The organism is Mycobacterium sp. 23, from assembly GCF_048287075.1.
GTDB lineage: Bacteria > Actinomycetota > Actinomycetes > Mycobacteriales > Mycobacteriaceae > Mycobacterium > Mycobacterium gordonae_B.
On sequence record NZ_JBLVUX010000005.1, the window covers coordinates 4,618,298 to 4,642,147 of the forward strand.

Sequence of the window (23,850 nt, forward strand, 5' to 3'; positions counted from 1 at the left end):
TCCGGCTAACCACGCGACACGCCGAGCCGGGTCAGGCAAAGATGCGTGACCTGGCCCTACCGTGGAAATGTGCTGGATCTGGAACCGCGTGGCCCGCTACCGACCGAGATCTACTGGCGGCGCAGGGGACTAGCCCTGGGTATCGCGGTTGTGGTGGTCGGGATAGCTGTCGCCATCGTCATCGCCTTCGTCAGTAGCAACGCCGGGGCCAAGCCCGCCGACAAGCCCGCCTCCGCTCAGAGCCTTCCCGGCTCAAATGCGCCGCAGGCACCGGCGACGCAGCAGCCGGCCGGGCAAACCGAGGCTCCCGCCCCGGGTGCTTCTCCGGGCGTGCTCAACCCGGAGTCGGCGACCCCCACCGCCGCGGTGCAACCGCCGCCGGTGCTCAAGGACGGCGACGACTGCCCCGATGCGACCCTGGCCGTCAAGGGACTCACCAACTCGCCCCAGTACTACATCGGCGACCAGCCGAAATTCACCATGGTGGTGACCAACATCGGACTGGTTTCCTGCAAGCGCGACGTGGGTGCCGCGGTGCTGGCGGCGTACGTGTACTCACTGGACAACAAGCGCCTGTGGTCCAACCTGGACTGCGCGCCGTCCAATGAGACCCTGGTCAAGACGTTCACCCCTGGCGAGCAGGTCACTACCGCGGTGACCTGGACCGGTATGGGTTCCGCGCCGAAGTGCCCGCTGCCGCGGCCGGCGATCGGGCCGGGCACCTACAACCTGGTCGTCCAGCTGGGTAACCTGCGCTCGCAGCCGCTGCCCTTTGTGCTGAACCAGCCGCCGCAGCCGCCGGGCCCGGCGCCCGCCCCGGGACCGGCGCTCGCGCCGCCGCCGGAGGCGCCGCCGGCGCAGGGCGGCTAATGATCCGTCAGCGTCGACTCGGCCAGCTGGGACAGGCCCTCGCGCACGTGGCGGGCCCACATGGCGCCGATGCCGTCGACGGATTGCAGGTCGTTGGCGCTGGCGGCCAGTAGCCCCTGCAACGTCCCGAACGCGCGCACGAGCAGGTCGACGTGCGCGAACTGCAGCCGGGGGATCCCGGCCATCGCGCGATAGCCGCGCGGGCTCAGCGCCGAATCCTGTGCCTCGGCCGTGGTCGGGTAGCCGAACACCTTGGCCAGCGAGGTGAAATCGAGCAGCTCGGTGTCGGACAGCCCATCCAGTTCGTGGAGCGTCTCGGCGATCTGCGCCTTGGACGGCGGGTCGGGATTGGCGTGATAGTCGCGGACGATCAGCTCCCGGGCGATGTCGTTGCCGCCCAGCAGCTCCTCCTGCTGCAACCGCAACTGGCGTCCGTCGGTGCCCAGCTCGACGGCGTCGTAGTCGATCGCCAGCCCGATGCGGCGGACCAACTCCAGACGCTGCACCACCGTCATCACGTCGCGCAGCGTCACGAAGTCCTCGATCTCGGCCCGCGACAGCTGCCGGCTGACCTCGTCGAGCCGGGTCTTGTAGCGCTCGAGGGTCGCGATGGCCTGATTTGCGCGCGACAGGATGGTCGCGGAGTCGGTCAGGACGTGGCGTTCGCCGCCGACGTAGACGGTCACGATGTTCATCGAGTGACTCACCGAGATCACCGGGTAGCCGGTTTGGATGGCCGCCCGTTCGGCCGACCGGTGCCGGGTGCCGGATTCGTCGGTGGGTATCGAGGGGTCCGGCACCAACTGCACGTTGGCCCGGACGATGCGGCTGCCGTCGGTCGACAGCACCACCGCGCCGTCCATCTTTGAAAGCTCGCGCAACCGGGTGGGCGCGTAGCGGACGTCGAGCGGAAAGCCGCCGTCACAGATGGCCTCCACGTTCTCGTCGTGGCCGAGCACGATCAGGGCGCCGGTGCGTCCGCGCAGGATGCGTTCCAGGCCGTCGCGAAGCCCGGTGCCCGGAGCCAGTCGGGCGACGGCCTCACGCAGGGTCGTACGTGTCACAGCGAGCATTCTGCTACGGCGGCCCGGGCGAGGGGACCCCTACCGGGGCCTCTCGAGTGGTTGCCACCCCACTTCGGCGGCAGGGCGGTGCTCGGCGATGCCGATCAGATGCTGCAGCGCCTCGCCGATGGTGGCCGCGCTCAGGGCGCGCAGACCGGCGGGAATGGTCTTGCAACCCGGCGGGATCAGCGCGATGGTGAAGCCCTGACGAGCGGCTTCGGCCAGCCGCCGGTCCATGCCGTGCACCCGGCGAAGATCACCGGCCAGACCGACCTCACCGATCATCACCGCGGTGGTGGGCAGCGCCAGGTTGACGTAGGCCGAGGCCAGCGCGGTGGCCACCGCCAGATCTGACGAGGGGTCGGTCAACCGCATGCCGCCGACGGTGGACAGGTAGATGTCGTTGACGGAAAGACGCAGCTGGGCGTGTTTTTCCAGCACCGCCGTGATCATCGCGGCGCGGGAGTGGTCGATGCCGCTGACGGCCCGCCGCGGCGAGCCGCCGTTCGGGGTGGCCAGCAGCGCCTGGACTTCGCCGATCAGCGGTCGTTTGCCGTCCAGGGTCACCGTGATCGCGGTTCCCGGAACCGGGTTTGGCCGTTGATCCAGGAAAAGGTTCGACGGATCGGCGACCCCTTCGATGCCGCTGTCGTGCAAGAGGAAACATCCCACCTCGTCAGCGGCCCCGAACCGGTTCTTGATGCCGCGGACCATCCGTAGCGACCCGTTGCGATCGCCCTCGAAGTGCAGCACAACGTCGACTAGGTGCTCCAGCGAGCGAGGCCCTGCGATGGCTCCGTCCTTGGTGACGTGTCCGACCAGAATCATCGCGACACCGTTGGCCTTCGCGGCCGCGGTCAGAGCGGCCGTCACCGCTCGCACCTGGGTCACGCCCCCGGCGACGCCGTCGGCCTCGGTGGTGGACATCGTCTGCACCGAGTCGATGATGACCAGCGCCGGCCGCACCGTCTCGATGTGCTCCAGCACCGTGTGCAGGTCGGATTCGGCGGCCAGGTACATCTCGTCGAAAGCGGCGCCGGCGCAACCAATCCGGTCGGCCCGCAGTCGCACCTGGCCGGCGGACTCTTCGCCGGAGATATAGAGCGCGCGCCGTCCCCGCTGCGCCCAGCAGTGCGCGACCTCGAGCAGCAGGGTGGACTTGCCGACGCCGGGATCGCCCGCCAACAGCGTCACCGAACCGGGAACCACGCCGCCGCCCAGCACGCGGTCCAGTTCGTCCACACCTGTGGTCTGATGCCGGCTCTTATTCGGCTCGACCGCGCTGATCGGCACCGCCCGCGACCCGGACGGCACCGAGCGCTTGCCGTTGCCGACGGCGGCCAGTACGGCCACCTCTTCCACGGTCCCCCAGTTGCCGCAGTCCAGGCAGCGCCCGACCCATTTGGCGCTTACGTGGCGGCATTCCGAGCATCGGTATTGCGATCGCGCGTTGGCCACCCCGTGACGGTATCGGGAGGGTGTGACAGTTCCCGGGAAGGAACGCCGACCGGCCGGTCAGGGGTGGGTCGAACCCTCGTGCATTTGGGGCATGCCGGCCGAAATCGGCACCTGCACGCTGGCTTCGCCTGCCCTCTCGAACTTGAAGGTGAACTTGTAGGTCAGTCCGTTGGTGATCGGCTTTGACAGGTTGACGGTCGCCTTGGCCGCCCCGTTGCCATCGGACGGTCCCGGTGCCACGACCTGACCCTCCGGGGTGCCGACGATCAACAACCTGCCGGCCGGCAGCTTGGCGTCACCGGACACCGTCACGTTGCCGATGTCGCTGGTGATGCCGGTCAGCCGGTCGTTGACGTCCGGTGAGTTGTTGATCGCCACCAGGACCAGGTCGACTGACTTGCCGGGCTGCAGGAAGTCGCCGGACTGCGCGGCCTGGATGCGGATGTCGCGCAGCGCGACATTGTTGATCGTGACCCGGTTGCCGTTGACGGCGGGCTCCTGTGCCGCAGTCTGGGATATTTGTCCGGTTCCGCAACCACTGAGCGCGACCACGGCCAGCGCGACAGCGGCCAACCACGCGGTCAGCTTTGCCGGGCGGAATGGCAGGCGGATGTTGGAGTGGTTCACGCAATGCCTCCTGGTCGGCCCCGTCGCAATTCAGGCGCAATTTCAACTATGCAGAGTAGTAGCACGGTACCGATGACGGTAGCGGCGGGATGCCCGGTGTCGACCGGCCCGGCCGTTGGGGCCGCCGCATCCGGGCGCAGGCGCGCGGGCTCGGAGGCGCTTGTGACGCCGGGCTGGACGTGGCCGCGGCGCGGCCCCACTGCACGTCTAAGCTCGCCTGTCAACCCCTAAATTGCGCGCAGCGTGCCCCTGACCTGCACCGTTGATCTACACGCGTGGAGGCGGCGTGTTAGAATGAACTAACGAAAGGGGCTCGAATCATATGATCTTCAAGGTCGGTGACACCGTCGTCTACCCACACCACGGTGCTGCGTTAGTCGAGGCGATCGAAACTCGGACCATTAAAGGGGAACCAAAAGAGTATCTCGTCTTGAAAGTTGCGCAGGGTGACCTGACTGTTCGAGTGCCCGCCGATAACGCCGAATACGTCGGCGTCCGCGACGTCGTCGGCCAGGAAGGCCTGGACAAGGTTTTCCAGGTCCTGCGTGCTCCGCACACCGAAGAACCCACCAACTGGTCGCGTCGCTACAAGGCCAACTTGGAGAAGCTCGCCTCCGGCGACGTGAACAAGGTGGCCGAGGTCGTTCGTGACCTGTGGCGCCGTGACCAGGAGCGCGGCCTGTCGGCGGGCGAGAAGCGGATGCTGGCCAAGGCCCGGCAGATTCTGGTCGGCGAGTTGGCGCTGGCCGAGAGCACCGATGAGGCCAAGGCCGACACCATCCTGGACGAGGTCCTGGCTGCCGCCTCCTGAACGGAAACGTAGTCGCGGTCGTTCCGGCCGCAGGTTCTGGGCGCCGGCTGGCTGCCGGCGTACCCAAGGCGTTCTATCAGCTCGAAGGACAGTCGCTTGTTGAGCGGGCCGTAGCAGGCCTGCGTGCGTCCGGCGTCGTCGACACCGTAGTCGTCGCGGTCCCTCCGGATCGCACCGACGAGGCCAAATTGATCCTGGGACATCTCGCCACCATCGTGGCCGGCGGAGCCAGCCGCACCGAATCCGTGCGGCTGGCTTTGTCGGCAGTGATCGACACAGGGCCCGAGTTCGTCTTGGTGCACGATGCGGCCCGGGCGCTGACGCCACCGCCGCTGATCGCGCGAGTGGTGCAGGCGCTGCGGGACGGACACGGCGCGGTGGTGCCGGGGTTGCAGGTTTCCGACACCATCAAGGCCGTCGACGCCAACGGGGTGGTCCTGGGCACGCCGGAACGGGCGGGCCTGCGTGCGGTACAGACACCGCAAGGGTTCGCCACCGAAGTGCTGCTGCGCGCCTTCGAGCAGGCATCCGCCGACTCCGGCGATTTCACCGACGACGCATCCCTCGTCGAGCACATGGGCGGGCAGGTTCAGGTCGTCGACGGCGACCCGCTTGCGTTCAAGATCACCACGCAGCTCGACTTGATGCTGGCCAAGGCTATAGTGCGGCAGTGATGCAGACGCCGCGCGTCGGTATGGGTGTCGACGTGCACCCGATCGAACCCGGGCGACCGTGTTGGCTGGTAGGCCTGCTGTTCCCCAGTGCCGACGGTTGTTCGGGGCACTCCGACGGCGACGTGGCGATCCATGCGCTCTGCGACGCGGTGTTGTCCGCCGCCGGTCTTGGCGACATCGGAGGCGTGTTCGGCGTCGATGACCCCCGCTGGAAGGGTGTCAGCGGTGCCGAGATGCTGCGCCACGTTCTTGAGTTGCTGACCGAGAACGGCTTCATGGTCGGCAATGCGGCGGTACAGGTGATCGGTAACCGTCCGAAGATCGGCTGGCGCCGCTACGAGGCCCAGGCGGTGCTCTCCCGGCTGCTCAACGCACCGGTGTCGGTGGCAGCCACCACCACCGACGGACTCGGCCTCACCGGGCGGGGAGAAGGTCTCGCCGCCATCGCGACGGCCCTTGTCATTCCGCTCCGATGAACACCGGCCGCCGGGGTCCCGCAGGTGCAGGCAGTAAGCTGGCACGTCGTGACCGATCGTGCCCAAATGCGGCTTCATGACACGGCGACGGGAGCCGTGCGTGATTTCGTGCCGCTGCGCGCGGGGCACGTCTCCATCTACCAGTGCGGCGCCACCCCACAGGGGCTCCCGCACATCGGCCATGTCCGCAGCGGCGTTGCCTTCGATATCCTGCGCCGCTGGCTGACGGCCCGCGGGTATGACGTGGCGTTCGTCCGCAATGTCACCGACATCGACGACAAGATCCTGAACAAGGCCGCGGCGGCCGGACGCCCCTGGTGGGAGTGGGCCGCCACGCACGAGCGGGCGTTCACCGCGGCGTACGACGCGCTCGACGTCCTGCCGCCCTCGGCGGAACCGCGGGCGACCGGGCACATCACCCAGATGGTCGAATTAATGGAGCGCCTGATCGAAACGGGGCACGCCTACCCGGCGGCGGGTGACGTGTACTTCGACGTGCTGAGCTACCCGGACTACGGGCAGTTGTCCGGCCACCGGATCGACGATGTGCATCAGGGCGAGGGCGCGGCCACCGGCAAGCGCGACCAGCGCGACTTCACCTTGTGGAAGGGCGCAAAGCCCGGTGAGCCGTCGTGGCCGTCGCCGTGGGGACGCGGACGCCCGGGCTGGCACATCGAGTGTTCGGCGATGGCCCGCACCTACCTGGGACCCGAATTCGACATCCATTGTGGCGGCATGGATCTCATCTTCCCGCACCACGAGAACGAGATCGCCCAGAGCCGTGCGGCGGGCGACGGGTTCGCACGCTTCTGGCTGCACAACGGCTGGGTGACCATGGGCGGCGAGAAGATGAGCAAGTCGCTGGGCAACGTGGTATCCATCCCGGCGATGCTGCAACGGGTTCGGCCCGCCGAGCTGCGCTACTACCTCGGCAGCGCGCACTACCGATCGATGCTCGAGTACACCGAGACCGCGCTGCAGGATGCGGTCAAAGCGTATGTGGGCGTGGAGGAGTTCCTGCACCGCGTGCGCAGCCGGGTGGGGACGGTGTGTCCCGGCGAGTGGACTCCGCGATTTGCGGCCGCGCTCGACGACGACCTGGCGGTGCCGATGGCGCTGGCGGAGATCCACCACACGCGCGCCGACGGCAACCGTGCGCTCGACGCCGGAGATCACGAAGGTGCTTTGAAGAGCGCGTCCGCCATCCGCGCCATGATGGGAATCCTGGGCTGCGACCCCCTGGATGAGCGTTGGGAGACCCGCGACGAGACGTCCGCCGCTCTCGCTGCGGTCGACGTGCTGGTCCAGGCCGAACTCGAGAATCGGAAGAAGGCGCGCGAGGAGCGCAACTGGGCGCTGGCCGATGAGATTCGCGACCGGCTCAAACAAGCCGGCATCGAGGTCACCGACACCGCCGACGGACCGCAGTGGACGCTGGGCGGTGACGTCAAATAAATGGCCGGTAATTCACAGCGTCGGGGTGCGATCCGGAAAGCCGGCTCCAAGAAGGGGCCCACGGTCGGCTCTGGCGGGCAGCGCCGTCGCGGCCTGGAAGGCCGTGGTCCCACACCGCCCGCGCACCTGCGTCCCAACCACCCCGCCGCCAGACGCGCCAAACCCCAACAGCAGCGGCCGGCCAAGCCGGTGGACGAGGTCGAGACCGTGCTCGGCCGGAACCCGGTGGTGGAATGCCTGCGCGCCGGGGTTCCCGCGACCGCGCTCTACGTCGCGCTTGGAGTGGAGGCCGACGAGCGGGTGACCGAATCCGTGGCACGCGCCGCCGACAAGGGCATCGCGATTCTGGAGGTGCCGCGCAGCGATCTCGACCGGATGACGGCCAACCATCTTCACCAGGGGATCGCTCTGCAGGTTCCGCCCTACGACTACGCCCACCCCGATGACCTTGTCGCCAGCGCCCTGGAAAGCCCGCCGGCGTTACTGGTCGCGTTGGACAACATCTCCGACCCACGCAACCTCGGCGCGATCGTGCGCTCGGTGGCGGCCCTGGGCGGGCACGGTGTGGTGATACCGCAACGGCGATCCGCCTCGGTGACCGCCGTCGCGTGGCGCACCAGCGCCGGGGCGGCGGCCCGGATCCCCGTAGCGCGGGCGACCAATCTGACCAGGACACTGAAGGATTGGGCCGATCGCGGATTGCGGGTCGTCGGACTGGACGCCGGTGGTGACACGGTGCTGGACGACCTGGACGGCACCGACCCGATGGTGGTCGTCGTGGGCTCGGAAGGCAAAGGCTTGTCCCGCCTGGTGCGGCAGAACTGCGACGAGGTGGTCTCCATCCCGATGGCCGGGCAGGCCGAGTCGCTGAACGCCGCGGTGGCGGCCGGCGTGGTGCTCGCCGAAATCGCGCGGCAACGCAGAAGCTGAGCGACGCCGCCGCACGGCGTCACAGCATCACCGATCGAGGAGGGCGGAACCCTGCGCTCCATGATTCTGTGAGAACTCACAGGAATCGTGTCGGCATAGTGAACTCAAAGAATTCGGAGGTCGGCCAGACGGTCTGCCGGGGACGGCACTCGACCCCATTTCCGCAGGTCATGATTTAAATTCTGCCTTCTTGTTTAACGCACGCTGAACAAAAGTTTGCAAGCGGTGAATAGTTGGCGTTATCGGTTTCTGTGTCTTCGCTATGGATCTACTGTCTTTCGCATGGGTTGGCCCGAAAGCTATGGACCAGTGACAACCAGCGGTGTAGTATTCCGCGCTTTCTGGTGTCAGATCGAGCGATAACCGTAGGCGCCATCTGAAGATCAACGGCAATACACGGACAACTCATCTGAGTGTTGAGCCCCAATTCCACACAACCGCCGGAGGAATTCTCATGTCTTTTGTACGCACACTGCCCGAGCACTTGACCGCCGCCTCCAGCACCCTGCAGTCCCTGGGTGCGGCGATGAACGTGGGCAGCGCAGCCGCTGCCGGGCCCATCACCGGGGTGATTCCCGCGGCCATCGACGAGGTGTCGATCCTGACCGCGGCTCAGTTCGCGTCGCACGGCCAGCGATTCCAGGAACTGAGCGCGCAGGCGTCCAGGATCCAGGCGATGATCGCCGCGAACCTGGCAACTAATGGGGCCAGCTACGCCGAGACCGAGGCGGCCAACGCCGCGTTGGCCCACTGAGCGGCCTGAGGCGATAGGGGAGTAAGAGCAATGGTCGACTACGGAATGCTGCCGCCCGAGATCAACTCGGCGCGGATCTACGCCGGGCCCGGGGCAGCCTCACTGGTGAGCGCGGCGGTGGCCTGGAACAACGTGGCCGCCGACTTCGCGGCGGCGGCCTCGGGGCACCGCTCGGTGATCGAGGCGCTGACGAGCGGTCCCTGGCTGGGGCCGGCTTCCGCGAAGCTGGTTTCGTCTGTCTCGCCCTTCATCACCTGGCTCAGCAACAGTTCCGAGCAGGCTGCCGAGACCGCGACGCAGGCGGCCGCCGCGGCGGCCGCATACGAGAGGGCGTTCGCGGGCAGCGTCCCGCCGCCGCTGATTACGGCCAACCGCGCCATGCTCCAGCAGTTGATCGCCACAAACCTGCTCGGCCAGAACAGTTCGGCGATCTCGATGCTCGAAGCCCAATACGGCGAATTCTGGGCGCAAGACGCGGGAGCGATGTACAACTACGCCGGAAGCGCCGCAGCCGCAACGAATTTGACGCCGCTGGCGGCACCGGCCGACGCGGTCGACCCGATCGGCTTCCTCGATCAGGGGATCGGGGCGGTCAAGGCCGCGGGTTCGGGTGTTCAAACCCAGCTGAATAACCTCGGCGCAACGGTGGGCCCCCGAGTGAGCGACGTAGTCAAGACCTTGTCCACGCCGTTGAACGGTCAGGGTGCAGCGATCGACGCGTGGATCATGGCCAACACCCCGCTCGACGACATCGTCCCGCTCTACAGCAAGTACATCTCGCCGTACATCAACTCAGTCGCGGCCCTGACCCAGTCGACGCAGACGATCGGGCAGAACACCAGCGGTTTCACCGGCCTCGCGGGCATTGCGAACACGCTCAACAAGGATGCCGCTGCCGCCGCGAAGGCCGCCGCTTCGGCTGCCGCCGAGGCGGCCCCTGCAGCGGCGGCTGCTGCTGGCCAGGCGGCGGGCAACCTGGGCGCCGGTCTCGGTGGCGTGGCCGGCAGCCTGGGCAAGGCGACGGCGATCGGTGGCTTGGCGGTTCCCGCGAACTGGGTCCCGTGGCACGCGACGACCAATCCAGGCATCGCATCGGCGATCCCGGCCGCGGTCGAAGGCGGTAACAGCTTTCCGATGGCACCGCCGTTCGGACAGTTCGTCAACGGCGGTTACGGCCGCAATGCCCCGCAATACGGGTTCAAGCCCTCGGTCATGGCCAAGCCGCCAGCCGCCGGTTAACCGGGCCGATCAACGCAACGGGGATAACAAGCGATGGTCGATTATGGTCTGTTGCCGCCCGAAATCAATTCCGGGCGCATATATGCCGGTCCGGGGGCTGGCCCGATGTTGGCTGCCGCGGCGGCGTGGAGTGGCCTGGCCGGCGACTTCGAAACCGCCGCGGCCGGCCATCGGTCGGTGATCGCCGAGCTCACCAACGGTCCGTGGTTGGGGCCTGCGTCGGAGTCGCTGCTGTCGGCGGTGACGCCGTTCATCACTTGGCTGGACAGCGGTGCCGTTGAGGCCGGGCAGGCCGCCGCCCAGGCCTTCGCGGCCGCGGCTGCCTTCGACACGGCTTTCGCGGCGTCGATTCCGCCGCCGGTGATCGCGGCAAACCGCGCACTGCTGGCCGTGTTGGTCGCGACCAACTTTCTGGGAATAAACACTCCGGCGATCGCGGCCACTGAGGCTCTCTACATGGAGTTCTGGGCTCAGGACGCGGCGGCGATGTACAACTATGCCGGTAGCTCGGCGGCGGCAACTCAGCTCAACGAGCTGCCTCAGCCCGCCGACGCTACCGACCCGCTCAACCTGGTCGACCAGGCCGTCGGGGCGTTCAAGGGCGCGGGTCAAGCTGTACAAGCCCAGCTCAACAGCGTAGGAGCACAAATCATGCCGCGGTTGGGCGACGTGCTGCAGACGCTGTCTTCGCCACTCAACGGTCAGTTCAACGCGATCGACCAGTGGATCGTCGCCAATACGCCGTTCGACGACCTGGTCCCGCTCTACAGCAAGTACATCTCGCCCTACCTGAACTCAGTGGCATACGAGCTGCAGAGCACGCTGTTTCTTGGCGACGAAATGGCCGGTTTCGCCAAGCTCGGCTCCTTTGCGAATGATGTGGCTCCCGCGTTCCCGAAGGTCCCGGCGGCCGTTGGGGGCGCGGCCGGGGCCCTGCCCAAACTCTCCGGCAGCGTCGGTGGTGTGGCGGCAGGCCTTGGCAAGGCGGTTCCGCTCGGCAGCGGATTGTCGGTCCCGGTGAGCTGGACGTCGGCGACCGCCCCCGCCGGGTCCGGGGTGACGGCGATCAGCAATGCCACCTCGATCTCGGCAGCGGCAGAGGGGGCCGTCGGCAGCAATGTGCCGGTGGCGCCGCCGTTCGGGCAGTTCGTGAATGCCGGCAACGGCCGCAGGACTCCGGCCTATGGGCACCGGCTGACGTTCATGACGAGGCCGCCGGCGGCGGGTTAGCACGGCCAGCAGACGCGAAATCGCATGAAACGTCCGCGTTTCATGCGATTTTGCGTCTGGTCGCACCCGAAAAGTCAGACCCCGAAGACCTGGACGCTCGCCCAGAGTGCGAGCACCGCCACCACCAGAGCGGCGGGCACGGTGCACAAGCCGAGCCGGGTGTATTCGCCGGCTCCGGCCTGCACCTGGTACTGGCGCAGTACCCGGCGCCACAACAGATTGGACAGGGAACCGACGTAGGTCAGGTTGGGCCCGATGTTGACCCCGATCAGCACCGCCAGCACGGCCGCCGGTCCGCTGACAGCCACCAGCGGCACCAGTACCAGCGTGGCGGGCAGGTTGTTGACGACATTGGCCAACACGGCGGCCAGCGCCGCGATGCCCAGCAGTGCGGCCAGGCCTGATCCGTGCGGCACCAACGCGGACATTTTGGCGGTCATCCCGTTGAGCATGACGGCCTGCACGACGATGCCCAGCGCGAGGACGAAAACCAGGAACGGGATGTTGACCGAAGCCGCGATCTCGCCCACCGTGGTGCGCCGGTGCCGCAGGCTGCGCACCGCCAGCACCGAAGCGCCGGCCAACGCCGCCCAGGCGGGTGCGATGTCCAACCATTCGGCCACGGCGAATCCCACCAGCGTCAGCGCCACGACGGCCAGGACGAATACCGGCGGCCGCGGTGGCGGCGCCGAATGTTCGGGATCGGGCTGGGTGCGCAGGTCCCGGGCGAAGAACAGCCGAAAGACCAGGTAGACGGTAGCGACCGCGCTCAGCCATGGCAGGGCCATCAGCAGGGTGAACTTGGTGAAGGAGATGTTCGCGCCGCGGTAGACGAGCAGATTGGTCAGATTCGACACCGGGAGCAGGAGCGAGGCGGTGTTGGCCAGATGAGCGGTGGCATACGCATATGGGGGCACCGGAGTCCGGAGCTGGCGAACGGTGGCCAGCACCACCGGGGTCAACAGCACCACGGTGGCATCGAGGCTGAGCACCGCGGTGATGGTCGCGGAGATGACGAACACCTGGCGCAGCAATCCCTGGGATCCGGAGCTGGCGCGCGCCATCGCCGCTCCGGCGGCCTCGAACAGGCCCTCGTCGTCACAAAGTTTGGCCAGCACCAGTACGGCGCCCAAAAACGCGACCACCCGCGCCAGTCCGGACACCTGGGCACCCGCCTGGTGCGGCGAGATCGCCCCGACCGCGATCAGCACAGCCGCGGCCGGAACGGCTGCCACCGCTTCCGGCCAGCCCCTGGGACGCGCGACAGCAAACCCCAGAACGACCGCCAGCAACACCAGCGAGAGGACTAGTAGCAACGTCTATGCCCAGGGGTCTTCGCGCCGGAAGACGGTGGGCAACTGCAGGACAACGCCGTCCCGCGCAGCCAGCCCGTCCAGCAGCCGCATCGACACGTTCAGGTCGTCACCCGCAAAAGGCAAGGCCCGCAACGGCTCTGTCAGCGGACGGAAGAAGTCGTCCCAATGGATGCCGATGACGCGGCGCGCGCCCACCGCCCGCACCGTCTGATCCCAGTATTCGGTGATGTAGGACCGAGGTTGCAGGCCGAGCTGTCCGACGCTGAGGTAGACGACATCGGCACTCACGCCTTCCAGCGCACCCGCGACGTAACCGGCGCTGCCCTGAATGAGCAGCCGCCGGCCGGACGGCCGGTGTTGTATCAGTGCCGACCATGCTTCGCCGCAGCGGTAGGCCGAGGCCTTCACCGGCGGTCGCACCGGAGCGCTGATCGCGCCCGGAAACCGGTCGGGCGGGCAGTGGTGCGACTCGATCAGCGTTACGTCGTAGGCGCCCAGGGTCATTGGCACACCGGACGCCGCCACGACGATCCGCTCTGCCGGGAGTCCGTGTCCGCGGCCCAGATTGGCCGCCGATTCGCCGCCGACGAGTTGGGCGCCGGTGCGGTCGGCCACCAGGGCGGAGTCGAGCGCGTGGTCGATATGCGTGTGCACCGGGATGACGGCGGCGAGCCGCGATATCTTGGCCCGGGCCAGACACCCGTCGACGCGGGCCTCCGACGGTGCCACCTTCCCGGCTGCCACCGAGGCCAGACCGGGGCGGGAGAAGTAGCCGTCGGTCATCAACGCCGAGGCGCCGTCGTCGACGAGTAGTGTGGCCACCCCCATCCAGGTCACCCAGAGTGGCGAATCCTGTCCTGCCGCAGGAACATTGAATTTTCCGGCATGTTGAGTGAGGTCGGGGCGGCCGAGTTTCAGTCGCATCAGCAGAATGCTCCGATCTCGACCCCGGCGGTGCGGAGCTGTTCGTGGACGGCGGTCGCGATCTGCACGGCACCGGGCGAATCACCATGTACGCAAACAGATTCCGCTGTGACGCGCAGCACCGTACCGTCGGTTGCGGTCACCTCGCCGGCATTGACCATGTTCACCACCCGGCGGGCGATGTCCACCGGATCATCCAGTACGGCACCGGGTTCCCGGCGCGGGACCAGTCGGCCGTCGGGAAGGTAGGCGCGGTCGGCGAACACCTCGGCGACCGTACGCAAACCGCGGCGGTCGGCTTCGTCGAAGAACGCCGAACCCGCCATGCCCAGCACCGGTAACGAAGCGTCCACCGTCGCAACCGCTTCGGCGACGGCAGCCGCCTGATCGCGGTGCGAGACTATCGAGTTGTACAGCGCCCCATGGGGCTTGACGTAGGCCACCGTGGAGCCGGCCGCCTGCGCGATGGCCTGCAGAGCGCCGATCTGGAAGACCACGTCGGCCAGCAGGTCCTCTGCGGCGACGTCGATGAAGCGTCGGCCGAAGCCGGCCAGGTCGTGGTAGCTCACCTGCGCGCCGATCCGCACGCCGCGCTCGGCGGCCGACCGGCATACCCGCAGCAGCCCGGCCGGGTCGCCGGCGTGGAAGCCGCACGCCACATTGGCGCTGCTGACGATCCCGAGCATGGCTTCGTCGTCGCCCAGCTGCCAGACGCCGAATCCTTCGCCCAGGTCGGCGTTGAGGTCAATGCGGGCCACCTGGCCAGCTTAGAAGGCCGGGCACGCTACAACTTGGCGACCTTGGTGGCGATCTGGTTGGCGATGCTCGTCGCGGAGGGACCGCTCTCGTTATAGGCGCATGTGACGACGTCGATGGCCAGGTTGTTGCGAACGGTCAGGGCGCGTTGACAGCTCCAGCCGTCCCCGCCCTCCTGGACCTGCGAGCTGGTCAGCAGGCCGTTGTCGTTGGTCACGTCGCCCACCGACCAGACGGTGGCGGGCTGGTTGGGGCTGGCGTCGTTGAACCGGCGGTTCGAGCACGACTTCCAGCTCTGCACCGAGGAGTTGTAGAAGTTGCTGGCGTCCTGGGCGTTCGGGAAGGCCACCACGGCCTGAATCGCGTAGTGCTTGCGCTTCTTGGAGTCGTCGATGCTGTCGTCCAGGCGCTGGCCGCGCATGGATGTCCACCCGGTGCCCTCGTACACCTTGCCCTGCGCGGCCCCGTCGACGGCCAGGCAGTTCTTGTCGTCGACGTTCTTGCTCCAGTCCCACATCACCTTGGCCTGGAACCAGACCTTCATCGACGTGGCGCCGAGTGCGCTGTTGACCTGGCTGGCGTCCAGCATCAGGTCGTCGAGCGCGCTCACCGGTATCGGCGTCTGGTTAGCCAGGCCGGCCTTCTCCCCGGCGACAGCGGTGCCGTCGACGACGTCGGTGCAACCGGCGGTCAGCATGCACGCGCCGGCCAGCGCGGCGATCTGCAAGCGCACTGGTTCCCCCCCAAGTTCGAGCGTTCTACCAGCTTAAATGCTCTTCAGCGGCGTCGCCCGACTAACCAGCAAATCACGTAGATGAGGAATGAGATGGTCGCCACGAACACCGACACCGGAACTCCCGGCGCCAGTGACAACACGATCCCCCCGACCGCGGCGAGCTCGGCGAACAGCACGGAGGTGCCTATCGCGGCCGCCGGCCTGCTGACCACCCGGGCGGCCGCCGCGGCCGGGGTGATCAGCAACGACATCACCAGCAGCGCTCCGACGACCTGGACGGCCTGTGCGGCCACCACGCCTACCAGCGCCGCGAATACGATGCCCAGCAGGCGCACCGGGACGCCCCGGGCCGCGGCGACGTCCGGGTCGACGGTGGCGAACAGCAGTGGGCGGTAGCAGATGCCGAGGACCACCATGACCAGCGCACACACCACCGCCAGCATGACCAGCCCCGAGTAGCCGACCCCGACGATCTGGCCGGTGAGCAACGCGAAGCTGGTCCCGGTTCGGCCCGGGTAGAGGTGGATGAACAGCACCGCCAGACCCAGGCCGAAGGCCAGCACCACGCCGATCACCGAGTCCCGCTCCCGGGCGCGCTGGCCCAGGATTCCGAACAGGGCCGCCGCCAGCGCGCTGCCGACCAGCGCACCGATCCCTACCTCGAAACCGGCCAGCAGTGCGAATGCCGCTCCGGTCAAAGACAATTCCGCCGAGCCGTGCACGGCGAACGACATCTGGCGCATCACGATGAACGGGCCGATCAGTCCGGCGACCAATCCCAGCAGGACCCCCGCGAGCAGCGCCTGCTGCACGAAGTCATGCCGGAGCAGATGGGCAGTCAGGTCGAAGGCGAACAGGTGGTCCAGCATCTCGGTGAGGCGCTCGTTCATCAGACCTGCCCGTCCGGAGCGCCTTCCGGAGCGCCTTCCGGAGCGCCTAAGACGAAATAGCGGTCCTTGACCTTGACCACCTCGATGTCGGCCCGGTACAGCTCGGAGAGCGTCGCCGCCGTCATCACCTGCTCGACGCTGCCGATGCGGAACCGGCCGTCGACCAGATACAGCACCCGGTCCACGTACGGCAGGATCGGGTTGAGCTCATGGGTGACCACGATGACGGCCGTCCCCGCGTCACGCCGGCGCCGGTTGATCAGCTCCGCGACCAGTTTGGCGTTGGCCGGATCCAGGGTCAGCAACGGTTCGTCGCACAGCATCAGCACCGGATCGGTGGCCAGCGCCTGCGCGATACGCACCCGCTGCAGCTCGCCCCCGGACATCAGGCCCACCCGGATGTCGGCCAGCCGTTCGCCGTTGACCTGGTGCAGGGCCAGTCGCACGGCGTCGCGACGACGGGTTCGGTCCGCGGCACGCAGCGGCAGCGCACCCCAGCGGTGCCCGTCCACGCCGAGACCGACCAGGTCGCGTCCGCGCAGCATCACCTCGCGGTCGATCGGATGATGTTGCGGCACATACCCGGCCGATCCGTTCACCCGCACCGTCCCCGCGCTCAACGGCTGTTGCCCCAGCAGCACTTTGAGTAGGGAGGTCTTGCCGGTCCCATTGGGTCCCAGCACCGCGACGAATTCGCCGGCCGCCACCGACAACTCGAGGTGGTCCCACAGCACACGGTTACCGAAGGCCAGCCGGGCACCGGCCAGCGCGACTACTTGGCGGCTCACAGATGTCAGCTGTTCGCCTGCAGCGCGGTGGCCAGTTGGGTGACGGTATTGCGTTGCCAGCTCAAGTAATCCGAGCCGCTGGGCAGGGTCTCGGAAACCTCGGTCACCGGCACGCCGGCATGCTCAGCGGCGGCCTGCAGATCGGCGGTGGCGGCGGTGGCGGTCTGCGGGTTGATCAGCAGCGCCACCACCCGTCGCTGGTTGATCAACTCCAGGGCGGACGCCATATCCGCGGGCGCGGGATCGGCGTCGTTCTCGTTGGCCATCTCGAAGCCGACGGGGGTGCGGTTGATCAGTCCCGCGGCGGCCAGCAGGTAGTGCACGACCGGCTCGGTCGCGATGACGCCGGCGGACGGGTACGCGGTGGCAATCGCGCGCTCGGAGGTGGCGATCGCATCGGCGCCGCGGCCGAACTGGGCCGCGTTGGCGCGGTAGTCCGCTGAGTTGGGCGGGTCGATCATTGCCAGCCGTTCCGCGATGGTGATCGCGACCGCTTTGGCGACGGCGAGGTTGTAGAAAACATGCTCGTCGGGTGCCTCGTTCACCGGCCCCAGGAACGAGTAGGCGTCGACGGCATGGATTCCGGGGTGTCCGGCCAGCACCCGGTCGACCCAGGGGTCGTATCCGCCGCCGTTGTAGACGACCAGGTCGGCGTCGGCCAGTGCCGCCGCGTCGGCGGGGGTGGCCTGATAGGAGTGCGGATCGGAGTCCGCGCCGGTCAGGATGGACTTGACGGTGATGTGGCCGCCGGCGACGGTGCGGGCCACACTGCCCCACACCTCGGTGGAAGCCACCACGGCCACCGCACCCGGGTGTTCCGGACCGCCGGTGGCGCAGCCTGTTAGTGCGGCGCAGCAGATCAGGCAGACCGCAAGCCACATCCGCACGTCGCATCCTCTCGCCTGGCCGGTTGGCCGACCCATAATACTAATGAAAATCGTTTCCATTAGAAAGTCGGTCGATGCGGTGCCCGGGGCTCGCTGTAGCGTCACCGAACGTGAGTCCCATTCCGCGCAGGCGGGCGACTCTGGCGTCGTTGGCAGCCGAGCTCAAAGTGTCGCGCACCACGATCTCGAACGCCTTCAACCGGCCGGATCAGCTCTCGCCAGAACTCCGAGACCGGGTGTTCGCCACGGCCAAGCGGCTCGGCTATGCGGGGCCCGACCCGGTGGCACGCTCGCTGCGCACCCGCAAGGCCGGTGCGGTGGGTCTGGTGATGACCGAGCCGCTGACCTACTCGTTCAGCGACCCGGCGGCGCGCGATTTCGTTGCGGGAGTGGCGCAGTCGTGCGAGGAGCTGGGCCAGGGCCTGCTCCTGGTGGCGGTCGGCCCCAGCCGCAGCATCGAGGACGGTACGTCGGCGGTGCTGGGTGCCGGGGTGGACGGGTTCGTGGTCTACTCCGTGCGCGACGACGATCCCTATCTTCAGGTGGTCCTGCAGCGGCGGCTTCCGGTCGTGGTGGTCGATCAGCCCGTGGACCTGCCGGGGGTGTCCCGGGTGGGCATCGACGACCGGGCGGCGATGCGCGAGTTGGCCGAGTATGTGCTGGGTCTGGGGCACCGGGAGATCGGACTGCTGACCATGCGCCTGGGCCGGGACCGGCGTCAGGGCCTGGTGGACGCCGAGCGGCTGAAGTCGCCGACCTTCGACGTACAGCGCGAACGCATCATCGGCGTCTGGGAGGCGATGACGGCAGCCGGCGTCAATCCCGACTCGCTGACCGTGGTGGAAAGCTACGAGCATCTGCCGACCTCCGGCGGCGACGCCGCCAAGGTTGCCCTGGAGGCAAATCCCCGCATCACAGCGCTGATGTGCACTGCCGACATTCTCGCCCTGTCGGCGATGGATTACCTTCGCGCACATGGCATTTACGTCCCCGGCCAGCTGACGGTCACCGGGTTCGACGGGGTCGAGGACGCGCTGAGCCGCGGCCTGACCACGGTGGCGCAACCCAGCCTGCAGAAGGGGCGCCGCGCGGGTGAGCTGGTGCTCAAGCCGCCGCGGTCCGGGTTGCCGGCGGTCGAACTGCTCGCCACCGAACTGATCCGGGGGCGCACCTCGGGACCGCCCGCCTAGTCAGATTGGTCGCGACCCGCTGACTCCTAGCAGTTCTCGTGATCGCCGATCAGCAGGCGCACGGCCAGATCCAGCCGCTTGCTCACGTCGGTGGCCGAAGCCCGACGGGTGAGCCACGCCAGCAGGTTGGACAGCCACACGTCCGAGATCACCCGGGCGATGTGGTACTGATCCTCGGTCGGCTCGCCGTCGCTCATGGCGCGGGCGAACATGCTGTCGATCAGCTTCTCGACCTGGTCGACTTCGCTGGCCGCCGACGCGTCGGCGAAGACGTAGGCGCGCGTCATCGCCTCGGTCAGCAGCGGATTGCGCTGCATCGCACGGTTGAGCTTGCCGACCATGAAGCTCAGTCGCTCGAACGGCGTGCCGCCCGCCATCGCGGAGCGGTCGGTCTTGGCGTCGATGCGGCTGAACTCACGGCCCAGCGCCGACACCAGCAGGTGCACCTTCGACGGGAAGTAGCGGTACAACGTCCCGACCGCCACGTCGGCGCGGTCGGCGACGGCACGCATCTGCACCGCCTCGTAACCGCCCTTCGACGCGATCGCCATGGTGGCGTCCAGGATCCTTTTGCGGCGCTCGCGTTGTGCTTCCGAGCCCAGTTCGGACTCAGCCAGTACGGCCATGTTCACAACCTCGCGCGGTTGGCCGTCGGGCGACATGTGGCAGGCAGCTCCTCGTGCGGGCGATTTGATCGCAAACGATACGCATTCTTCGCGTAAATCTCCCACCTCCCTAACGCCGGGCCAACGTCGTGTACTGGCCTGATGATCACCGACTTGACGGTCGATCGATTCCACTATTAGAACACGTTCTAGTGTAGAGAAAAGATATCTTGGCAAGTGAATTTGATGACGCGGAGGACTGCTGGTGGTAGCGACCGTCACCGATGAACAGTTCGCGGCACGCGAGCTGGTGCGCGACTGGGCCCGCACTGCAGCGTCGGGGGAGACCGCGAGCCTGGCCGTCCGCGCCGCGGAGCAGGGCGACCCCGACGCCTGGCGGCCGGTCTTCGCCGGCCTGGCCGACCTGGGGCTGTTCGGTGTCGCGGTCTCCGAGGACGAGGGCGGGGCCGGCGGGAGTATCTCCGACCTGTGCGCCATGGTCGAGGAGGCCGCCAAGGCATTGGTGCCGGGGCCGGTCGCCACGACCGCGCTGGCCACCCTCGTCGTCACCGATCCTGAGCTGTTGGGCACCCTGATGGCCGGTGAGCGCTTTGCCGGGCTGGCGCTCGAGGGGGACGTGCAGCTCGATGGCGGGACGGTGTCCGGCTCGGTTCCCTGGGCGCTGGGCGCCGTGGCGGGCGGGATCTTGCTGCTGCCTGCCGGCGACTCGTGGGTGCTCATCGATCTGGACGCCGACGGGGTGGCATTGGAACCGTTGGAGGCCGCAGACTTCTCCCGGCCACTGGCGCGGGTGGAGCTGACGTCGGTCGCAGTCACGGTCGTGGAGGCTCCCGATCTTCGGGATCTCGCGGCGACCCTGCTGGCCGCCGAGACCGCCGGTATCACCCGCTACGCACTGGAAACCGCGGTTGCCTATGCCAAGGTGCGCGAGCAGTTCGGCAAGCCGATCGGTAGCTTCCAGGCGATCAAGCACATCTGCGCGGAGATGCTCTGCCGTGCCGAGCAGGCCGAGGTGGCCGCCAGTGATGCAGCGCGGGCGGCGTCCGACTCGGACTCCCAGCAGTTCGCCATCGCCGCGGCGGCGGCCGCGAGCATCGGCATCGCCGCGGCCAAAGCCAACGTCAAGGACTGCATCCAGGTACTCGGCGGAATCGGCTGCACCTGGGAGCACGACGCGCATCTCTACCTGCGCCGCGCCCACAGCATCGGCCGCTTTCTGGGTGGACTGGAGCACTGGCTGCGCCGGGTTGCCGCGCTGACCCAGGACGGGGTGCGGCGCAAGCTGTCCATCGACCTGACGGAAGTCGAAGGACAACGCGCGGAGATCGCTGCGGCCGTCGCTGAGGTGGCCGCGCTGCCGGCCGAGAAACGACAGGTGGCGTTAGCGGAGGCGGGGCTGCAGGCACCGTACTGGCCGGCGCCGTATGGGCGTGGCGCGGGACCGGCCGAGCAGTTGTTGATCGACGAGGAGATGGCCGCGGCCGGCGTCGAGCGACCGGACCTGGTGATCGGCTGGTGGGCGGCGCCGACCATCCTCGAGCACGGCACGCCGGAGCAGATCGAACGATTCGTGCCCGCCACGCTGCGTGGTGACTTCCTGTGGTGTCAGCTCTTCTCCGAGCCGGGCGCCGGTTCGGACCTGGCGTCCCTGCGCACCAAGGCTGTCCGCGGGGACGGTGGCTGGCTGCTCACCGGGCAGAAGGTGTGGACGTCCGCCGCGCAGAAGGCCGCGTGGGGGGTGTGCCTGGCCCGGACGGACCCGGACGTCCCGAAACACAAGGGCATCACCTACTTCCTGGTCGACATGAAAGCGCCGGGCATCGAGATCCGGCCGCTGCGGGAAATCACCGGCGACTCGCTGTTCAACGAGGTCTTCCTGGACAACGTGTTCGTTCCCGACGAGATGGTGGTCGGTTCGGTCAACGACGGCTGGAAGCTGGCCCGGACCACGCTGGCGAACGAGCGGATCGCGATGGCCACCGGAACCGCGCTGGGCAATCCCATGGAAGAGCTGCTGCGGGTGCTGGCTTCGATGGATCTCGATGCGGCGCAACAGGACCGGTTGGCCAGGCTGATCCTGCTGGCACAGGCCGGGGCGCTGCTGGACCAGCGCATCGCCCAGTTGGCGGTCGGGGGGAAGGACCCCGGCGCGCAGTCCAGCGTGCGGAAGTTGATCGGCGTGCGCTACCGGCAGGAGCTCGCCGAATTCACCATGGACGTGTCCGAAGGCGGCGGGCTGGTGCGCAACCGCCCGGTGTTCGACTTCCTCAACACCCGCTGCCTGACCATCGCCGGTGGCACCGAGCAGATCCTGCTCACGGTGGCCGCGGAGCGGTTGCTGGGGCTGCCCCGCTAGATCGGCTTCACCGCGAGATGGCCGCTACGGCTGTAGTTCGGCGTCCAGTCGCAGCCGTGATGGCAATCTCGGCGAATCAAGCGAAGTTCGTCTGCGCGCAGGTGCTCGGCGAGGTGAGGTTGACGCCCGAATAGACCACCTGCATGTGGGTGCACACGAACACCATCACGTTGGTCATCGGCTGGCCGGTCGCCCAGCTCGTCGAGTCGATGACGCCGGTGGTCTGGTACTTGTCCGGCGGTCCCTCGCCGAAGTAAACGGTGGTAATGACATCGCCCCCACCGGTTTTCATCACCCGCTCGAACTGGCTGGTCGCATGGGCGTCCAGGTAGGCCACCCGGCTGTTGGAGCGAATCTCGGTGGTCTGCCGCGCCCACAGCCCCGGCGGGAAACCCGCCGGCCCGTCGGGCGTCATCAGGTTCGCTCCCGCGACGAAGTCGCAGCTGCCGTTGCCGTGGCAGTCGACGAAACTGTGCGTCTGAATCTGGGTAGCTTCGTCGACGGGGAAGAGGGTGGTCGCGGTGTTGCTGGCGGCCGAAGCCACCGGAGCAGTCACCAACGCCATCAGCAGCCCACCCAGCGCCAGACCCGGTAACAGCCGCTTCATCGTGCTCCCCTTCCACCGATCGCCAAGCAGAACTTATCCCCGCGACTACTCGTCGTAGGTCACTTCTACCGAATCAGATTCCGGGTGAGATTGACAGGCCAGAATTAGCCCGTCGTCGAGGTCCTGCTGTTCGAGCACGTCGTTGACCTCCATGCTCACTTTGCCGCTGCGCAGGGTGCAGGCACACGCTCCGCAGTGGCCCTCCCGGCACGAGAACGGCGCATCCAGGCCCTGGGCCAGCAGCACGTCGAGCAGCTTGGCACTGCGCGGCCAGGACAGGGTGTGGGTTTCTCCGTCGAGTTCCACCACCGCGGTGGCTGGCGCCTCGTCGCCGTCGTCCTCGATCTTCACCGCAGCGAAGGGGTCGGACTCCAGCGACTTGAACACCTCGATGTGCACCTGTTGCGCAGGGACTTTCAGCGCCTCCAGGGCCAGGCGCGCCGCCTCCATGAAGGGCCCGGGCCCGCAGATGAAGGCCGGGCGGCTGGTGAACGGGGCGGCCAGCGCGGCCAGCGCGGCCGCACTCGGCAGGCCCTGCAGCGATTCCAGCCAGTGCACCACCGTGAGCCGGTCCGGGTACTTGGTGGCCAACTCGCGCAGCGCGTCGCGGAAGATCACCGAGCGGTCGTCGCGGTTGGCGTAGACGAGCGTCACCTGCCCGCTGCCCTCGGACAGCGCCGATTTGCAGATGGACATGATCGGGGTGATGCCGCTGCCGGCGGCGAGCAGCAGGAAGTCGTCGTCCAGCGTCTTGGGCACGAAGGTGCCCGAGGGGGCGAGCACGTGGAGGCGCATGCCCTTATGGGCGTGCTCGCACAGCCAGTTGGACGCGTAGCCGTCGGCCGTCCGCTTCACCGTCACCGTCAGCGAGTCGTCGGTGAACGGGGAGCTGCACAACGAGTAGCAGCGCGCCACCGAGCCGGTGCGGTCGCTGGGCACCCGCAGCGTCAGGAACTGACCGGGCGCATAACGCAGCCGCTCGGCCGGGACGGGAACATCGCTCGGTGCCTCGAACACCAACGACCGCGCGTCGTCGGTTTCGGCGACAACTTCAGCGATCTGCAGCTCCAGGACATGGTCGCCCAGCGGCTCGTCGGGGGCTTGGTCCAGATCCGCCTCGGTCAAGGCGCTTCCTCTCTTCGGTGTTAACTAGAACATGTTATAGAAAACCCGATTCGCATCTCTA

Annotated in this window: 24 protein-coding genes; 11 read left to right on the forward strand and 13 right to left on the reverse strand. The window is 67.8% G+C overall.

The annotated features are described in order from the left end of the window. Nucleotides 1-69: 69 nt before the first annotated feature. Nucleotides 70-870: a hypothetical protein gene (locus tag ACNQS7_RS22670; protein WP_418014297.1), complete on the forward strand. Its 801-nt coding sequence runs from the start codon at nucleotides 70-72 to the stop codon at nucleotides 868-870. On the opposite strand, the gene disA is transcribed toward ACNQS7_RS22670, so the two are convergent. The 3 genes from disA to ACNQS7_RS22685 are packed head-to-tail and all read right to left on the reverse strand — an operon-like array spanning nucleotide 867 to nucleotide 4,019. Beyond that, a complete protein-coding gene (disA, locus tag ACNQS7_RS22675; RefSeq protein ID WP_156452461.1) occupies nucleotides 867-1,943 on the reverse strand; it encodes a DNA integrity scanning diadenylate cyclase DisA in 1,077 nt (358 codons plus the stop codon). The two genes, ACNQS7_RS22670 and disA, sit on opposite strands and share 4 nt — an antisense overlap. 30 nt (nucleotides 1,944-1,973) lie before the next feature. After that, nucleotides 1,974-3,392 carry a DNA repair protein RadA gene (gene radA / locus ACNQS7_RS22680; RefSeq protein WP_418014298.1) on the reverse strand — a complete coding sequence of 473 codons (1,419 nt, stop codon included), beginning with the start codon at nucleotides 3,390-3,392 and terminating at the stop codon, nucleotides 1,974-1,976. Nucleotides 3,393-3,449: 57 nt separating this feature from the next. After that, nucleotides 3,450-4,019 carry a hypothetical protein gene (locus ACNQS7_RS22685; RefSeq protein WP_418014299.1) on the reverse strand — a complete coding sequence of 190 codons (570 nt, stop codon included), beginning with the start codon at nucleotides 4,017-4,019 and terminating at the stop codon, nucleotides 3,450-3,452. A 322-nt stretch (nucleotides 4,020-4,341) separates the two neighbouring features. Here ACNQS7_RS22685 and carD point away from each other — a divergent pair, with 322 nt between their 5' ends. The 8 genes from carD to ACNQS7_RS22725 all read left to right on the forward strand — a co-directional run bounded on the left by carD (nucleotide 4,342) and on the right by ACNQS7_RS22725 (nucleotide 11,588). After that, nucleotides 4,342-4,830, forward strand: a complete 489-nt coding sequence (gene carD / locus ACNQS7_RS22690; protein WP_055577642.1) for an RNA polymerase-binding transcription factor CarD — start codon at nucleotides 4,342-4,344, stop codon at nucleotides 4,828-4,830. Further along, entirely contained in the window at nucleotides 4,827-5,504 is a 678-nt protein-coding gene (gene ispD, locus ACNQS7_RS22695) for a 2-C-methyl-D-erythritol 4-phosphate cytidylyltransferase (protein ID WP_418016110.1), read from the forward strand. Before carD ends, ispD begins: the two co-directional genes overlap by 4 nt. Then, nucleotides 5,501-5,980, forward strand: coding sequence for a 2-C-methyl-D-erythritol 2,4-cyclodiphosphate synthase (gene ispF / locus ACNQS7_RS22700; RefSeq protein ID WP_156452462.1), 480 nt, complete (start codon nucleotides 5,501-5,503; stop codon nucleotides 5,978-5,980). The genes ispD and ispF overlap by 4 nt, the downstream gene beginning before the upstream one ends. A 48-nt stretch (nucleotides 5,981-6,028) precedes the next feature. Then, nucleotides 6,029-7,435, forward strand: coding sequence for a cysteine--tRNA ligase (cysS, locus tag ACNQS7_RS22705; protein WP_418014300.1), 1,407 nt, complete (start codon nucleotides 6,029-6,031; stop codon nucleotides 7,433-7,435). Next, entirely contained in the window at nucleotides 7,436-8,365 is a 930-nt protein-coding gene (gene rlmB, locus ACNQS7_RS22710) for a 23S rRNA (guanosine(2251)-2'-O)-methyltransferase RlmB (protein WP_418014301.1), read from the forward strand. Nucleotides 8,366-8,819: 454 nt separating this feature from the next. Continuing rightward, nucleotides 8,820-9,119 carry a PE family protein gene (locus tag ACNQS7_RS22715; RefSeq protein WP_055577646.1) on the forward strand — a complete coding sequence of 100 codons (300 nt, stop codon included), beginning with the start codon at nucleotides 8,820-8,822 and terminating at the stop codon, nucleotides 9,117-9,119. Nucleotides 9,120-9,149: 30 nt separating this feature from the next. Continuing rightward, nucleotides 9,150-10,358, forward strand: a complete 1,209-nt coding sequence (locus ACNQS7_RS22720; protein WP_418014302.1) for a PPE family protein — start codon at nucleotides 9,150-9,152, stop codon at nucleotides 10,356-10,358. 33 nt (nucleotides 10,359-10,391) lie between these two features. Then, nucleotides 10,392-11,588, forward strand: a complete 1,197-nt coding sequence (locus ACNQS7_RS22725; RefSeq protein ID WP_418014303.1) for a PPE family protein — start codon at nucleotides 10,392-10,394, stop codon at nucleotides 11,586-11,588. A gap of 74 nt (nucleotides 11,589-11,662) precedes the next feature. Here ACNQS7_RS22725 and ACNQS7_RS22730 read toward each other — a convergent pair whose 3' ends face one another. The 7 genes from ACNQS7_RS22730 to ACNQS7_RS22760 form a co-directional block, all read right to left on the reverse strand. Continuing rightward, the gene (locus ACNQS7_RS22730) at nucleotides 11,663-12,904 is read right to left on the reverse strand and encodes an SLC13 family permease (RefSeq protein ID WP_418014304.1); all 1,242 of its coding nucleotides are present in this window, start codon (nucleotides 12,902-12,904) and stop codon (nucleotides 11,663-11,665) included. A 3-nt stretch (nucleotides 12,905-12,907) separates the two neighbouring features. Further along, complete coding sequence (locus ACNQS7_RS22735) at nucleotides 12,908-13,828, reverse strand: MBL fold metallo-hydrolase (protein WP_418014305.1); 921 nt, start codon at nucleotides 13,826-13,828, stop codon at nucleotides 12,908-12,910. Continuing rightward, nucleotides 13,828-14,586, reverse strand: a complete 759-nt coding sequence (locus ACNQS7_RS22740) for a LamB/YcsF family protein (protein WP_418014306.1) — start codon at nucleotides 14,584-14,586, stop codon at nucleotides 13,828-13,830. The genes ACNQS7_RS22735 and ACNQS7_RS22740 overlap by 1 nt, the downstream gene beginning before the upstream one ends. 26 nt (nucleotides 14,587-14,612) lie before the next feature. Then, entirely contained in the window at nucleotides 14,613-15,281 is a 669-nt protein-coding gene (locus tag ACNQS7_RS22745) for a sensor domain-containing protein (RefSeq protein WP_418016111.1), read from the reverse strand. Between the two features lie 80 nt (nucleotides 15,282-15,361). Beyond that, nucleotides 15,362-16,210 (reverse strand): metal ABC transporter permease, encoded by an 849-nt coding sequence (locus tag ACNQS7_RS22750; protein WP_418014307.1) that lies wholly within the window; start codon nucleotides 16,208-16,210, stop codon nucleotides 15,362-15,364. Further along, complete coding sequence (locus ACNQS7_RS22755) at nucleotides 16,210-16,998, reverse strand: metal ABC transporter ATP-binding protein (RefSeq protein ID WP_418014308.1); 789 nt, start codon at nucleotides 16,996-16,998, stop codon at nucleotides 16,210-16,212. Before ACNQS7_RS22755 ends, ACNQS7_RS22750 begins: the two co-directional genes overlap by 1 nt. Nucleotides 16,999-17,003: 5 nt before the next feature. Beyond that, a complete protein-coding gene (locus ACNQS7_RS22760; protein ID WP_418016112.1) occupies nucleotides 17,004-17,879 on the reverse strand; it encodes a metal ABC transporter solute-binding protein, Zn/Mn family in 876 nt (291 codons plus the stop codon). A 116-nt stretch (nucleotides 17,880-17,995) separates the two neighbouring features. Here ACNQS7_RS22760 and ACNQS7_RS22765 point away from each other — a divergent pair, with 116 nt between their 5' ends. Next, complete coding sequence (locus tag ACNQS7_RS22765; RefSeq protein ID WP_310774615.1) at nucleotides 17,996-19,075, forward strand: substrate-binding domain-containing protein; 1,080 nt, start codon at nucleotides 17,996-17,998, stop codon at nucleotides 19,073-19,075. Between the two features lie 26 nt (nucleotides 19,076-19,101). On the opposite strand, the gene kstR is transcribed toward ACNQS7_RS22765, so the two are convergent. Continuing rightward, the gene (gene kstR / locus ACNQS7_RS22770; RefSeq protein ID WP_055577694.1) at nucleotides 19,102-19,701 is read right to left on the reverse strand and encodes a cholesterol catabolism transcriptional regulator KstR; all 600 of its coding nucleotides are present in this window, start codon (nucleotides 19,699-19,701) and stop codon (nucleotides 19,102-19,104) included. A 244-nt stretch (nucleotides 19,702-19,945) separates the two neighbouring features. Here kstR and ACNQS7_RS22775 point away from each other — a divergent pair, with 244 nt between their 5' ends. Then, complete coding sequence (locus ACNQS7_RS22775) at nucleotides 19,946-22,057, forward strand: acyl-CoA dehydrogenase family protein (RefSeq protein WP_418014309.1); 2,112 nt, start codon at nucleotides 19,946-19,948, stop codon at nucleotides 22,055-22,057. Between the two features lie 76 nt (nucleotides 22,058-22,133). Here the strand turns inward: ACNQS7_RS22775 and ACNQS7_RS22780 are convergent, their stop codons facing one another. Continuing rightward, entirely contained in the window at nucleotides 22,134-22,664 is a 531-nt protein-coding gene (locus ACNQS7_RS22780; protein WP_418014310.1) for a hypothetical protein, read from the reverse strand. 45 nt (nucleotides 22,665-22,709) lie between these two features. After that, nucleotides 22,710-23,789 carry a 2Fe-2S iron-sulfur cluster-binding protein gene (locus ACNQS7_RS22785; RefSeq protein WP_418014311.1) on the reverse strand — a complete coding sequence of 360 codons (1,080 nt, stop codon included), beginning with the start codon at nucleotides 23,787-23,789 and terminating at the stop codon, nucleotides 22,710-22,712. Nucleotides 23,790-23,850 lie beyond the last annotated feature (61 nt).

What these genes read in the sequence shown, in the direction of transcription:
- ACNQS7_RS22725 (WP_418014303.1), top strand. Translation starts at nt 10,392, where the DNA reads ATGGTCGATTATGGTCTGTTGCCGCCCGAAATCAATTCCGGGCGCATA.
- kstR (WP_055577694.1), bottom strand. Translation starts at nt 19,701, where the DNA reads ATGGCCGTACTGGCTGAGTCCGAACTGGGCTCGGAAGCACAACGCGAG.
- rlmB (WP_418014301.1), top strand. Translation starts at nt 7,436, where the DNA reads ATGGCCGGTAATTCACAGCGTCGGGGTGCGATCCGGAAAGCCGGCTCC.
- carD (WP_055577642.1), top strand. Translation starts at nt 4,342, where the DNA reads ATGATCTTCAAGGTCGGTGACACCGTCGTCTACCCACACCACGGTGCT.
- ACNQS7_RS22715 (WP_055577646.1), top strand. Translation starts at nt 8,820, where the DNA reads ATGTCTTTTGTACGCACACTGCCCGAGCACTTGACCGCCGCCTCCAGC.
- ACNQS7_RS22780 (WP_418014310.1), bottom strand. Translation starts at nt 22,664, where the DNA reads ATGAAGCGGCTGTTACCGGGTCTGGCGCTGGGTGGGCTGCTGATGGCG.
- disA (WP_156452461.1), bottom strand. Translation starts at nt 1,943, where the DNA reads ATGCTCGCTGTGACACGTACGACCCTGCGTGAGGCCGTCGCCCGACTG.
- ACNQS7_RS22720 (WP_418014302.1), top strand. Translation starts at nt 9,150, where the DNA reads ATGGTCGACTACGGAATGCTGCCGCCCGAGATCAACTCGGCGCGGATC.
- ACNQS7_RS22735 (WP_418014305.1), bottom strand. Translation starts at nt 13,828, where the DNA reads ATGCGACTGAAACTCGGCCGCCCCGACCTCACTCAACATGCCGGAAAA.
- ACNQS7_RS22745 (WP_418016111.1), bottom strand. Translation starts at nt 15,281, where the DNA reads ATGCTGACCGCCGGTTGCACCGACGTCGTCGACGGCACCGCTGTCGCC.
- ACNQS7_RS22760 (WP_418016112.1), bottom strand. Translation starts at nt 17,879, where the DNA reads ATGTGGCTTGCGGTCTGCCTGATCTGCTGCGCCGCACTAACAGGCTGC.
- ACNQS7_RS22750 (WP_418014307.1), bottom strand. Translation starts at nt 16,210, where the DNA reads ATGAACGAGCGCCTCACCGAGATGCTGGACCACCTGTTCGCCTTCGAC.